Here is an 11,738-nt window from a genome sequence, read left to right as displayed (position 1 = left end):
AACCAACCCGATCAGCAGGTGCAACGAGTAGCTTAAATTACGCCAGATCCTGTCCAGCAGATGGGGAGTAGCTCACTCTACGCCTCGGCGATCACGTCCTGACGCTGTTGACCCAGACCCGCGATGCCCAACTCGACCAGGTCGCCGGGCTTGAGGAAGCGCGGCGGCGTCATGCCCAGACCGACGCCCGGCGGGGTACCGGTCGAGATCACGTCGCCGGGATGCAGGGTCATGAACTGACTGAGGTAATGGATCAGGAAAGCCACACCATAAACCATCGTCGCGGTCGAGCCGTCCTGTACCGTCTCGCCGTTCACCTTAAGCCACATCGGCAGGTTCTGCGGATCGGCCACTTCGTCCGGCGTCACCAGCCATGGCCCGATCTGGCCGAAATTGTCGCAGCTTTTGCCCTTGGTCCACTGCCCCTGACGCTCGATCTGGAAGGCGCGTTCGGACACGTCATTGGTCAGAGCATAACCCGCGACATGGTTCAGCGCATCAGCTTCGGAGACGTGCTTGGCGCGCTTGCCGATGACCACGGCCAGCTCGACCTCCCAATCGGTCTTATCGCTGCCACGGGGGATGACGATGGGATCGTGCGGGCCGCAGATGGCACTGGTGGCCTTCATGAAGATGATCGGTTCGGGCGGGACGGTGGCGCCGGTTTCGGCGGCGTGGTCGGAATAGTTCAACCCGATACAGATGAACTTGCCGGTGCCCGCGACCGGGGCGCCCAGCCGGGGATTGCCCTCGACCAGCGGCAGCGCGTCGATATCCATGCCGCGCAGCGCCCCCAGATTGGCCAGCACCTCGCCCTTCAGGTCGCCCAGCAGGACCGACAGGTCGCGCAGCCGGCCCTCACTGTCCAAAACCGCCGGCTTTTCCGATCCAGCCTCGCCATAGCGTAGAAATTTCATAGTTTGGTTCCTTTCTCAGATCGCCCAGCCGCCATCAATGATATGCGTCTGTCCGGTGGTGAAGTTGCTCTCGTCACTGGCCAGATAGACCGCCAGCGCGGCGATCTCGTTCGGATCACCGACGCGCCCCATGGGCTGACGCGCGATGAAATCGCCAAGCGCCTTTTCATAATCGCCAGTCGCGCGCAGGCGGTCATGCAGTGAAGGGCTGTCGACGGTGCCCGGACAGATCGCATTGCAGCGAATGCCCTGCGTCACATAATCGGCCGCCACGGATTTCGTCAGGCCCACCACCGCAGCCTTGGAGGCATTATAGACAAAGCGGTTGGGCACGCCCTTCAAGGACGAGGCAACCGAGGACATGTTGATGATCGAGCCGCCGCCGTTCTCCAGCATGCCGGGCAGCACCGCCTGGATCAGATGAAACTGGGCCTTGGCATTCAGGTTGAAGGCGAAATCCCAATCGGCATCGGTGGCGTCAAGGATGGTGCCGGCATGCACAAAGCCCGCGCAGTTGAACAGCACGTCGACGGTTCCGATTTCGGCCACCAGCGCCTTGATCGCATCATTGTCCAGCACGTCCAGCCGCCGGGCATTGGCGCCTTCGATGCTGGCCACGGCGTCCTCGTTGATATCTGTGGCCCAGACTGTCGCGCCTTCGCGCAGGAAGGCCTCGGCGCTGGCGCGACCGATCCCCTGCGCAGCGGCGGTGACAAGGCAGGTCTTTCCGGTCAATCGTCCCATGATCTTCTCCTTACACAGGCAGGCAAGCCGGCCCGATGGGCTCGAAGCTTTTATAGGTCAGGATGAACTCGGCATGGCCAAGCGCCTCGGATTTGGTCGGCGCGCCGCCCGCCGTCGCAAGCGTCAGGTCAAAGATCTCGTCGCCCACTTCGGCCAGCGAGGTGCCCGACAGGATACGGCCCGCGTCGACATCCATGTCCTCGGCCATGCGGGCATAGGTCTCGGGGTTGGCACAGACCTTGATGACCGGGGCCAGCGCCGATCCGACGACCGAGCCGCGCGCTGTGACGAACAGCGTCAGATGCGCGCCCGAGGCCATCATCTCGACGATCTCGGCATTGTCCGAGATGTTCGGGAAGCCGAAGCGCACCTCACCGTCGGGCACCACGTCCATCAGGTAAAGCCCGCCACGGGGCGGAATGTCGCCCGGCTTGATCAGCCCGCTGATGGCCGAGCTGCCCGATTTCGCATAGGCGCCCATGGATTTTTCCTCGATCGAGGACAGCCCGCCCTCGGCATTGCCAGCGGCAAAGCTGCCATACCCCAGCGTGGCGTAATAAGCCGCTGCCTTTTCGACCGAGGCGGTCAGTTCCACCCCCAGTTCAGGCGTTTTGGCCCGCGCGGCCATGATTTCTTCGCAACCGATCAATTCGCCCGTTTCCTCGAAGATGCAGGTCGCGCCAGCACCCACCAAACGGTCGAAGGCCAGACCCACGGCAGGGTTGCCGGTCAGGCCGCTGGTGCCGTCCGACCCGCCGCAGACCGTGCCGACAATCAGTTCCGACAGGTCCATCGGCACCTTTTCGGCAGCAGCCAGCGTGGGCAGTTGTTCGGCCACCCAGTCGCGACCGGTCTGGATTGCCTGACGGGTGCCGCCGGTGCGCTGGATGACCACGGTCTTGACGGGCCGCCCGGTTGCGGCGATGGCCTGTTCCAGCTTGAAGCGGTTGAAGCTTTCGCAACCCAGCGACACCAGCAACACGGCGCCCACGTTCGGATGGGTGCACAGCCGTTCCATCATGGTCTGGGCGTAGTCGTTCGGATAGCAACCCGGAAAGCCGATCACCTGAGCGCCGTCCTCGCGATGGGGCTGGACGATCTCGCGGGCGACGTGATGGGCGCATTCGACCAGATAGGCCACGGCCAGATAATTGCGGATACCCTTGCGGCCATCGCTGCGCGGAATTCCTTCAAGCATCGGTGCTTCCTTTCTGGGTTTCGGCCAGCGCGTGGGTGGCGGTGTAATCGCTTTTCATGTTGTGCAGGTGCACATGCGCCCCGGCCGGAATATCGGCGGTGGCCGAGCCAATCGGCACGCCGTATTTCAGGATTTTCTCTCCGCTGGCGATATTGCGCGCCGCCACCTTGTGGCCAAGCGTCACCGAGGCCAGCAGAGTGATCTGACCGCCGCCATTCATCAGCACCGGTCCCGGCCCGACGGGGCCGGTGGCCAGCAGCACGTTATCCGTCTGAGAAAGCCGCAAAAGCCCTGCGGTCGCAGCCTTGCCTTCGCTTGTCATGTCGTTTCCCCTTTTCTCGACGCGCGATCAGAACTTGCCGTATTTCAGATAGGCTTCCTGCGGGTCGGTGCCGTTCAGGATCTCGGTGCGGACCTTGCTTTCGGTCTGCATGGCGATGATGGACTTCTCGGTCACCTCGACGACATTGGCGCGCGGAATGCGGACCATGCCATCGCTGTCGCCCAGCAGGTAATCGCCCTGCGCAATGGCGACGCCGCCGATATGGATGGTGTGACCGGTGTCGGTCGGCAGCCAGCGCCCGACAACGTCCTTCGGCGTATGGCCGCGCCGCCAGGTCTGGAAGCCGATCTTGCGCAAGAATTCCGTGTCGCGGGCCAGCCCATCGACCACGCAGCCAAGCACGCCCTTGTTCTTCAGTGTCTCGGCGGACAATTCCCCCATCTGCGCCAGATCATGGGTATGGGGCTGCGAAATCCAGACATGCCCAGCGGGCGCCTTGGACAGCAGGCCGGTCCAGGCCAGCAGCGTCTCGTGGCCGTCGGTTCCCTCGGCGGGATGGCCTTCGATGGTGAAGGCCGGGCCGCACAGGGGCGCATCGGGGATCAACGGGGTGATCTCGATGGGCAGGACAAAGTTGCGAAGCCCCATGCCCAGCATCACGTCATGCACCACGCCAGTGTAGCAGGTCGAAAGCTCGCGGGTCAGTTTTGCATCGTCAATCATGGTCGAATACCTTTTTCACTTGTCGTCGGGTTGGGGACGCCTGACAGGCAAGGCGTCCCAGGATGTCAGGGCGCCTAGATCAGGGCGAGCGAGAACCACGGCACGTAGGTCACGATCAGCAATGCGACCATCAGGGCCAGGATGAAGGGCCAGCCTTCGCGGACGAAGTCGGCGATCGCGGTTCGTGTCAGATTGCAGACCAGCAGCATCACCGTGCCCACCGGCGGCGACAGCGCCCCCAGTGACAGGTTAAGGATCATGATGATCCCGAAATGCACCGGGTCTATGCCCAGTTGCATCACCACCGGTTTCAGCAGCGGCACTAGAATGATCATCAGCGCCGTGCCTTCGATGAACATGCCCAGCACCAGCAGCAGGATGTTCACCGCCAAGAGGAACAGCAACGGATTGTCAGTCAGCGCGATGATCCAGTCGGCCAGCATCACGCCCGCCCGCTCGACCGAGAAGATCCAGGCCAGCGCCGACGATGTCATGATGACCAGCAGCACCGCCGCCGTCTGCTTTGCGGTCGTGCCAAAGGCGTTGCGCAGGTCCGACAGCGATATCTCGCGATAGATAAAGACGCCGACGACGATGGTGATGATGGTGGCGACGGCGCCCGCCTCGGTGGGGGTGAAGACACCCATGCGGATACCGCCGATGATGACGCCGACCAGCAGGAAGGCCGGCCAGGCGCCGATCAGTGTCTTGCCCGTCTCAGAGGCCGTCGGGCGTTCCGTCCGCGAAGGTTTGTAGCCCCGGCGTTTGGCGACGATATAGACGGTGAACAGCAGCACCGCGGAACACAGCAGGCCCGGCAGGATACCCGCAAGAAACATGCTGCCGATCGAGACGTCGGCAATCAGGCCATAGATGATCAGCGCGATACCGGGCGGCAGGATCGGCGTGATCAGCGACGAGGTCGCGGTGATCGCCGCGGCTGTTCCCTTGGAATAGCCCTGCCGGATCATCTCGGGAACCAGCACCCGGCACATCATCGCCGCATCCGCGAGGTTCGAGGCCGACAGCCCGCCCATCAGCGTGGACAGCATGACATTGGTATGGCCCAGACCGCCGGTCAGCCGCCCGACCAGCAGGTCGGCCACTTTCAGCAGCCGGTTGGCGATGCCGGTCGTATCAAGCAGCGTTCCCAGAAGCACGAAGAACGGGATCGCCAGCAACGACACGTTTTGCGTCGGCGCGGTCATGCGCTGCACCGCGATCTGCAAGGGCATGTTCGCGAAGAAGATGAAATAGGCCAGGATCGCAGCAAACATCGCCAGATACAGGCGCATGTTCAGCGCGAACAGCAGGAACATGAAGGGGATGATGATGAACCAAGTCATTGTGTCTTTCCCCGATCACGAAATGTCATGTGCCGAGGGCTCGGAGCCTTCGGGCAGATTGCCGTTGCGCAGCATGGTCAAAAGCCGGACGGCTATCACCACGGCGCTGCCCAGACATCCGACCACCACGGCCAGATAAATCCAGAACCACGAGATCCGCAGGATCTGGGTTTTCTTCAGACCGGCAGATTGCGTCAAATCCCAGCCAAGCCAGCTCATCGTCAGCAGAAGGCCGATCGAGGCCAGCGCGACGGCAACCGCAATCACGTATTTCAGATTTTTCGACAGGACCTCGACAACCATGTCGATCGACAGATGATCGTTGTCGATTTCGCAGCTGATCGCTGCCAGAAAGACGATCCAGACCATCAGCAGACCCGAAAACTCTTCGGTCCACTGGAAGGGATGGCCGATCACATAGCGGGCAAAGACGGCGGCTGCCGTGATGCCGACAAGGGCAAACACCAGCAGACCGGATGCCTGCGACAGAACCGAAGACAGCTTTTTCATCGCTCAACTCCGTGCGGGAAAGACGGGGCGGCACCGGGCCGCCCGCGCCGTCAGGGTCTTATTCGGCCAACTGGGCCTGAATCGTGTCGTATAGACCGGGCGTCCATTCCGGGAATTCGCTGTAGACAGCCATCGCCCTTTCCTTGAACGGGGTAAGGTCGGGCGTGGTCACGGTGACGCCGCCTGCCTTCATCTCTTCCAGCACCCGCGCATCTTCCTTTCCGGCCAGTTCCTGGCTGAACAGCCCGGCCTGGTAGCCGGTTTCGTGCAGCATCTCGACCACCGCCGGATCAAGCGTGTCAAAATAGGCCTGTCCGCCCAGCCACAACGCGGTGTTGTTCAGATAGCTGATCATCGACAGCTCTTTGGCCTGCTCGTGCAGCTTCTGGCCATACAGAACCGCCAGCGGGTTCTCGACACCGTCGATGACGCCTTGCGTCAGCGCCGGATAGACGTCGCCCAACGGCATCGGCGTGGGCGTGCCGCCCATGGCCTCGATCGTCTTGATCTGCATGTTGTTGTTGGGCGTGCGGATCTTCAGCCCCTGCAAGTCGTCCGGCGTCTCGATCTTGGTCTTGGTCAGCAACTGCCGCGTGCCATAGAGATAGTTCGAGATCACGATATGGATCCCCTTCTCTTGCAGCGCCTTTTCCTTTTCCTTGAACCACTCGCTGTCGTAGATCTTGAACAGATCCGCAGTGCTGTCGGTCAGATAGGGGCCCATCAGGATGCCCAGATCCGGCTCATAATCGGTCAGGAAGGCCGCGTCGGCGATGGTGATGACATTGACGCCCAACATGCCCTGTTCGATCACGTCCTGCTTGGCGCCAAGCTGGGACGAGGGGAACAGTTCCAGCTTGACTTTTCCTTCGGAGGCCGTGTCGACCAGCTCGGCCCAGTGGTTGACCACCTGGTCGACCGGCTCGCCGGGGTTGTTTTCATAGGCGACGCGGATGGTCACATCCTGTGCAACGGCGGGCAGCGCCAGCGACATGGCGGTCGTCGCGCCAAGCAGAATTGTTCTGAATTTCATGTTCATTTCCTCCAGTGGTTGCAAGTCAAGTTGCCCACAAGCCCGCGAGCCTGCGGCGGCGGGCGCTCCCCCTCGACACAGTGGTCAGGTTGCCCGTCCGGTGTTTTGCGCCATGTACACGATGCTTTCGTGGGCCGGCCTTATGGTGTCTGTCCTGCGGCCATCGAGTCCGGGTTTCCCTCGACCCACAGGATGACCTGGTTGATGTGCTGCCACATGGCATGGCGCGCGCCGTCGACATCGCGCGCAGCGATGGCGTCAAGAATGGCCTGATGCTCGTTGCGGATGCGGTCGCAGGAATCGACTGCCAGCCGCTGGCGCCAGACCCGCGCCCGCAGCGTCGGCGCCGAGATCACCCTCAGCAGCGCCGCCTGAATGGGATTGCTGCCGATCCGGCCGAGAATATCGTGGAACTCGGCATCAAGCGCCATCAGCCCCGGCCCGTCGTCCTCGGCGAGCAGTCGCGCATGCACCTCTTGCAACTGGGCGAGGTCTTCGTCGCTGCACCGTGCTGCGGCTTCCTGCGCCGCCGACACTTCCAGCAACCGGCGGATTTCCAGATACCAGACCACCGACCGCGTATCCGATATGTCGACCGCAAAGCGCAGCACATCCATCGAGTTCGCCGGGTTCAGGTCCGAGACATAGGTGCCGTCGCCCTGCCGGACCTCAAGAATGCGCATCGTCTGCATCGCCCGCATCGCCTCGCGCAGCGAGTTGCGCGACACCCCAAGCTGCGCCGCCAGATCGCCCTCGCTAGGCAGGCGATCACCCGCCCGGATGCTGCCCGATTGGATCAGATCCTTCACCAGCTCGATGGCCTGATCGACCTTTCCGTTACCCATCTTGAATAATTCATCCCATGTTTGGGTGGGATTTAGCCAAGGCAATCCGATTCGGCAAGCTGAAATTCGTCAAACATGGGATGACTTTGAGGCGGGATTCAGCGCGATGCGGAATGAATCACACTCCAATGTCGACCTACTGTCTATAATCGTTAGAAAAATTTGGATCAAAGCAGGTGCGGCGCCGGGGTCAGCCCGGCAAATCGGGCGCATTGCAGGCCCTCCGGGTCGGGAGTCATCCGATCTTTGCTGTCACCAGAGTTTCCGACCGCTACCCGCCGATTTCGCCATCCATCTCTGGTTTTGTCGCGAACGTCCGCCTTGATCAAACGAGTGCTTTGGCCCGGTCTGTCAGCCAGATTACACCCGTTTCTGCAAGGCCAGAGAGGCTGCCCCTTATCCCGCGCAACCTTGGCGCCACGCGGCCAGAGCAGCGGCGATGGAGGTCGGGCGGAAGGCAAGGTCGCGGCCATCATGGATCAGGGGGATGGTGTCGGAGGGATCGAGCGCCAGACGCGAGGGCGGCAGTTGGAACGCCGCCGTTTCCCGCGCGGTCCAGCCTGCCAGGAGGGCGCGCTGGCAGCGGCGCTCTGCTTCCTCGGGTGGCACCGCGACGGGAAGCTCTTGGAGGTGATGCGGGTGGATTCGCCGGTGATCCGGCGGTTCCCGGCAGGCTGGTTGTCGGTGCGGCCCGGAAGGATTGCGGCGGTCGGACCGGTCAGTGCCAGTGACCAGCTTCAGCCCGCCGGGTTTCGGTTTGCGCCCGCGCATCGCTCCCCCCCCCGCTTCGACTTATGGCAATGTGGGTGTTGTGGCCCCCACGCCGGTCCCGCTCCGGAAATCTCCAGAGATAGACCCACCTCCGGGGTCACGTGCGGCAAAGCCCAGGAGGCAAACCCTTGTAATAATGTCATTTTCCGACAAAGAGCGACATATAAAGACAAGCTTGCGACCGCTGCTGAAATGCATTGCCAATGCGCGGTCGAGGCTCACCGCGCCGAGAGATAGTCGGCGGAGACGTATCCGGTGATTCCGGGCGCCGTCGCGAGCGAGACCCGGCACCAGAGTTGGCCCATTTCGGTCACGCAGTCCCGGCGCACCAATTCGGTACCGTCTGGAATCCCCAGCTTGACCTTGTAGCCAAGTCCGGGGCCATACCGCAGTTTCAGAAGGTCGTCCGGTCCGGCACCCTGAACCACAACGCGCCCTCCGGCCACGCTGCAACCGGCGACAAGCATTAGTGCACAAAGGGTTTGGACGATAACTTTGCTCATGGTCTGACCTCGATCGTGTTTCTTTTTTCAACGGCTAACACGAGTGGTGCCGGAAGGTGGAGAGGGATCAGGCATTTGGGATGATAGCGGGGCCGCGCTGCATTCGCCGCAGCAGGTTCCGCACGGTCGAGACGTGCCAGCGCCCGCCGCGCCGGGTTCTGATCCCGCAGGCATTGCATTGATCTGCCAGGGCGCGCAGGCAGGTGTGGCCAACAGCAGCTCTCATTCTTGATAAACACTGTCGATCTCTATTGAAACGTCGGCGACACCGCGCTTTTGGGCGTTGCAGGCAACGACATCTTTGCCGTGCAAGAAGGCTCAGATTTTCTGAGGGGCGGCTCGCCGGAAGACTTGCCGGAGGGCGGCAGCGGCAATAATCTTCTGCGGGACTGTGCAGTTGAGGATGACCGGGCGGACAGTCCGGGCCGCGTTTTTCTGACTGGCGGACAGGATGCGGATAATTTCGTGTACCGCAGCCCTGCCGAAACGGTTGTCGGCGCGGATCGCGACCAAATCATGGATTTAAGGCAGGGCGTGGACACCATCGTTGTCGTCGGCCCCGTTGCGCGACGTGCTCGGGATCCGCAGAACGGCGGGTTTCGCCCCTTCGGGCAACCCCGAACTGCGCCTGAACGTAACTACGTCCGGATCGTTCATCATTCAGCCGGACAACAAATGTGACGGCGTGAACACCGCGGGAATCCACTTGGCTGGCTTGACCTGCCTGACAACGGAGGATTTCGTGCTGTAAGGACCGGCTGGCTGGCGTTTGCGGGAAGATCAGCTAGGGTAGTTTGCAGGAGCGGTGTCCCGCGGACCCGACACGGACCTGACAGACCAGCACCGCATCCACTCCCCTTTGCGGGCCTTTCGGGACATGGCCGACCGAAAGGACACCAGATGGCGTTTTTTTCCGTGACGGGCGTCGTCACCACAACCCAGTATCTCACCGGCGGCCACATCGGGGTGATCGTCACCCCGGATGCCGGGATCATAACGTCGGCCTCTTCGACCGTTGAGGTCGAAAACTTCCAGAGCACGCAGGCCAACAGCCTGCTCGTGAACGGGTTCATCATCAACTCGACAACCGGGCTCGGCGCCGCCGTGCTGCTCGACAGTGCCAGCAGCTTCAACATGACGGTGGGCCCATCGGGGCTTGTCCAGGGCGTTGCGGTCGGAGCGCTCTTCGGAGCCGTCAGCACCGCCTTGACGCTCAACAACGCGGGCACGATGATGTCGACCCGGAGCCGGGCCATCGACGTTTTCAACAGCGACGGCAGCATGTCGGTCAACCTGTCCAACAGCGGGCTGATCGACGGGCCCCTTGGTGCCATCAGGCTCGACAGCGGCAATGGCAATGTGCGGATCGTGAACAGCGGCACGATCATGACGGCGGCACAGACGGCGATCACGCTCAACAACGTCGCCGGCAGCTTTGGCGCCGGGTTTCTCCACAACACCGGGACGGTGGTGGGCACCTTCCGTGCCCTCGACGCGAGCGCAGGCAGCGGCGTCACCGTCGTCTTCAATTCCGGCCTCATAGACGGGCATATCCTGCTGGGCGGCGGCCAGGACGAATACGAAGGCGGCAACGGGCGGCAGCGCGGCACGGTCTTTGGCCAGGGAGACGCGGACGTTCTGGCCGGAGGGCTCCAATCCGACCGGTTCGACGGCGGTTCGGGGAACGACACGCTGGTCGGGCGCGGTGGCGATGACCGGCTAGATGGTGGTCCGGACGACGACTTTCTCGTCGGCGGCGACGGCAACGATTCGATGGACGGAGGCACGGGAGCTGACATTCTGAACGGCAATGTCGGCGACGACACGATCCTTGGCGGCACCGGCAACGATGTACTCGTCGGCCAGGACGGCAGTGACCAGCTCGAAGGTGGCGACAACGACGACACGCTGGACGGCGGCGCGGGCGACGATTCCCTTGAGGGTGGCGACGACAACGACATCCTGCGCGGCCGCAATGGTGAGGACGATCTGGCCGGCGGGCTGGGCCGCGATTTCCTGACCGGCGGACAAGGCGCCGACAATTTCGTGTTTCGCGCGCTGGCGGAAACCGTGGTGGGCGCCAACCGCGACCAGATCCTTGATTTCGAACAGGGGGCTGACCTGATCGTGGTGGCCGGTCTGACGCCGGGCGTCTTCGAATTCCGCGGCACGGCGGCTTTTGCCCCCAGCGGCAACCCGGAACTGCGCCTGAACGAGACCGCCAGCGGATCGACCATCGTGCAGGTCGACGTCGACGGCAACGGCACCGTCGACGCCGAGATCCGCGTCGGCGGTGTGACCGGACTTACAGCGGATGATTTTGTGCTCTGACGAGACATAGAATCTTAACGGCACCTCTCTCACGCCGCAGCCGCAGGTCAGCCGGCCTGCGGGTATGGCGCTTTGGGTCATGTCGTCTGTTCGAGCCGCTCGATCCGGATCAAGAGGTTGCGCACGGTCGAGACATGCCAACGCCCGCCACGGCGGGCCCGGATCCCGCGGATGTTCAATTGTTCTGCCATGGCGCGAAGGGGGGTGTGGCCCTCGGCGCGGATCGCTATGATCACGTCGAGCAGATCCTCGGCGAAGGCATCGGCGTTGCGGCGCACGGCCTGTTGCAGCGCGGTCCCGCCCTTGCCAGCCCGCCTGAGCGCGGCCGCGCCGTTTGGATTGCCCAGCTTCACGCCGCGAGCCTTTGCGGCCGCCAACGACTCTCTGGTGCGTCTGGAGATGGCTTCGCGTTCCTGTTGCGCCACCAGCGCCATGATGCCGACGGTGAGGTCGTTGGCTGAGCTACTCCCCATCTGCTGGACAGGATCTGGCGTAATTTAAGCTACTCGTTGCACCTGCTGATCGGGTTGGTTG

General features: G+C 62.7%; 13 protein-coding genes and 1 pseudogene. 2 read left to right on the top strand and 12 right to left on the bottom strand.

Annotation, left to right across the window (positions count from 1 at the left end; translation table 11 throughout):
* Window positions 1-77: 77 nt before the first annotated feature.
* The 11 genes and pseudogenes from ACN0S5_RS23540 to ACN0S5_RS23490 all read right to left on the bottom strand — a co-directional run bounded on the left by ACN0S5_RS23540 (window position 78) and on the right by ACN0S5_RS23490 (window position 8,873).
* Entirely contained in the window at window positions 78-917 is an 840-nt protein-coding gene (locus ACN0S5_RS23540; RefSeq protein WP_417211670.1) for a fumarylacetoacetate hydrolase family protein, read from the bottom strand.
* Between the two features lie 15 nt (window positions 918-932).
* The gene (locus tag ACN0S5_RS23535; RefSeq protein ID WP_417211669.1) at window positions 933-1,661 is read right to left on the bottom strand and encodes an SDR family oxidoreductase; all 729 of its coding nucleotides are present in this window, start codon (window positions 1,659-1,661) and stop codon (window positions 933-935) included.
* A 10-nt stretch (window positions 1,662-1,671) separates the two neighbouring features.
* A complete protein-coding gene (locus ACN0S5_RS23530; protein WP_417211668.1) occupies window positions 1,672-2,859 on the bottom strand; it encodes a UxaA family hydrolase in 1,188 nt (395 codons plus the stop codon).
* Window positions 2,852-3,181, bottom strand: coding sequence for a UxaA family hydrolase (locus ACN0S5_RS23525; RefSeq protein WP_417211666.1), 330 nt, complete (start codon window positions 3,179-3,181; stop codon window positions 2,852-2,854). The genes ACN0S5_RS23530 and ACN0S5_RS23525 overlap by 8 nt, the downstream gene beginning before the upstream one ends.
* A 27-nt stretch (window positions 3,182-3,208) precedes the next feature.
* Entirely contained in the window at window positions 3,209-3,865 is a 657-nt protein-coding gene (locus tag ACN0S5_RS23520; protein WP_417211664.1) for an RraA family protein, read from the bottom strand.
* A 74-nt stretch (window positions 3,866-3,939) separates the two neighbouring features.
* The gene (locus ACN0S5_RS23515) at window positions 3,940-5,211 is read right to left on the bottom strand and encodes a TRAP transporter large permease (RefSeq protein WP_417211663.1); all 1,272 of its coding nucleotides are present in this window, start codon (window positions 5,209-5,211) and stop codon (window positions 3,940-3,942) included.
* Window positions 5,212-5,226: 15 nt separating this feature from the next.
* On the bottom strand, window positions 5,227-5,721 hold the full coding sequence (locus ACN0S5_RS23510; RefSeq protein ID WP_417211662.1) for a TRAP transporter small permease: 495 nt from the start codon (window positions 5,719-5,721) through the stop codon (window positions 5,227-5,229).
* A gap of 58 nt (window positions 5,722-5,779) precedes the next feature.
* Window positions 5,780-6,754: a C4-dicarboxylate TRAP transporter substrate-binding protein gene (locus tag ACN0S5_RS23505; protein ID WP_417211661.1), complete on the bottom strand. Its 975-nt coding sequence runs from the start codon at window positions 6,752-6,754 to the stop codon at window positions 5,780-5,782.
* Between the two features lie 140 nt (window positions 6,755-6,894).
* A complete protein-coding gene (locus tag ACN0S5_RS23500; RefSeq protein WP_417211660.1) occupies window positions 6,895-7,599 on the bottom strand; it encodes a FadR/GntR family transcriptional regulator in 705 nt (234 codons plus the stop codon).
* Between the two features lie 435 nt (window positions 7,600-8,034).
* A pseudogene (locus tag ACN0S5_RS23495) lies at window positions 8,035-8,261 on the bottom strand (phage tail protein); the annotation flags it as partial.
* 327 nt (window positions 8,262-8,588) lie between these two features.
* A complete protein-coding gene (locus tag ACN0S5_RS23490; RefSeq protein ID WP_417211659.1) occupies window positions 8,589-8,873 on the bottom strand; it encodes an SH3 domain-containing protein in 285 nt (94 codons plus the stop codon).
* Window positions 8,874-9,149: 276 nt separating this feature from the next.
* On the opposite strand from ACN0S5_RS23490, the gene ACN0S5_RS23485 reads away from it, so the two are divergent.
* On the top strand, window positions 9,150-9,554 hold the full coding sequence (locus ACN0S5_RS23485; RefSeq protein ID WP_417211658.1) for a hypothetical protein: 405 nt from the start codon (window positions 9,150-9,152) through the stop codon (window positions 9,552-9,554).
* Between the two features lie 219 nt (window positions 9,555-9,773).
* A complete protein-coding gene (locus tag ACN0S5_RS23480) occupies window positions 9,774-11,204 on the top strand; it encodes a calcium-binding protein (RefSeq protein ID WP_417211656.1) in 1,431 nt (476 codons plus the stop codon).
* Window positions 11,205-11,281: 77 nt separating this feature from the next.
* On the opposite strand, the gene ACN0S5_RS23475 is transcribed toward ACN0S5_RS23480, so the two are convergent.
* Window positions 11,282-11,677 carry a recombinase-like helix-turn-helix domain-containing protein gene (locus ACN0S5_RS23475; RefSeq protein ID WP_417211655.1) on the bottom strand — a complete coding sequence of 132 codons (396 nt, stop codon included), beginning with the start codon at window positions 11,675-11,677 and terminating at the stop codon, window positions 11,282-11,284.
* Window positions 11,678-11,738 lie beyond the last annotated feature (61 nt).

This window comes from Antarctobacter sp., assembly GCF_048262615.1.
Taxonomy (GTDB): domain Bacteria; phylum Pseudomonadota; class Alphaproteobacteria; order Rhodobacterales; family Rhodobacteraceae; genus Antarctobacter.
Note: the sequence above shows the minus strand (reverse complement) of the source record. Positions and strands in the feature narration are given on the sequence as shown.

Bases quoted from the DNA above. Each gene is read 5' to 3' on its own strand.
- ACN0S5_RS23540 (WP_417211670.1), bottom strand. From the start codon at position 917: ATGAAATTTCTACGCTATGGCGAGGCTGGATCGGAAAAGCCGGCGGTT.
- ACN0S5_RS23535 (WP_417211669.1), bottom strand. From the start codon at position 1,661: ATGGGACGATTGACCGGAAAGACCTGCCTTGTCACCGCCGCTGCGCAG.
- ACN0S5_RS23530 (WP_417211668.1), bottom strand. From the start codon at position 2,859: ATGCTTGAAGGAATTCCGCGCAGCGATGGCCGCAAGGGTATCCGCAAT.
- ACN0S5_RS23525 (WP_417211666.1), bottom strand. From the start codon at position 3,181: ATGACAAGCGAAGGCAAGGCTGCGACCGCAGGGCTTTTGCGGCTTTCT.
- ACN0S5_RS23520 (WP_417211664.1), bottom strand. From the start codon at position 3,865: ATGATTGACGATGCAAAACTGACCCGCGAGCTTTCGACCTGCTACACT.
- ACN0S5_RS23515 (WP_417211663.1), bottom strand. From the start codon at position 5,211: ATGACTTGGTTCATCATCATCCCCTTCATGTTCCTGCTGTTCGCGCTG.
- ACN0S5_RS23510 (WP_417211662.1), bottom strand. From the start codon at position 5,721: ATGAAAAAGCTGTCTTCGGTTCTGTCGCAGGCATCCGGTCTGCTGGTG.
- ACN0S5_RS23505 (WP_417211661.1), bottom strand. From the start codon at position 6,754: ATGAAATTCAGAACAATTCTGCTTGGCGCGACGACCGCCATGTCGCTG.
- ACN0S5_RS23500 (WP_417211660.1), bottom strand. From the start codon at position 7,599: ATGGGTAACGGAAAGGTCGATCAGGCCATCGAGCTGGTGAAGGATCTG.
- ACN0S5_RS23490 (WP_417211659.1), bottom strand. From the start codon at position 8,873: ATGAGCAAAGTTATCGTCCAAACCCTTTGTGCACTAATGCTTGTCGCC.
- ACN0S5_RS23480 (WP_417211656.1), top strand. From the start codon at position 9,774: ATGGCGTTTTTTTCCGTGACGGGCGTCGTCACCACAACCCAGTATCTC.
- ACN0S5_RS23475 (WP_417211655.1), bottom strand. From the start codon at position 11,677: ATGGGGAGTAGCTCAGCCAACGACCTCACCGTCGGCATCATGGCGCTG.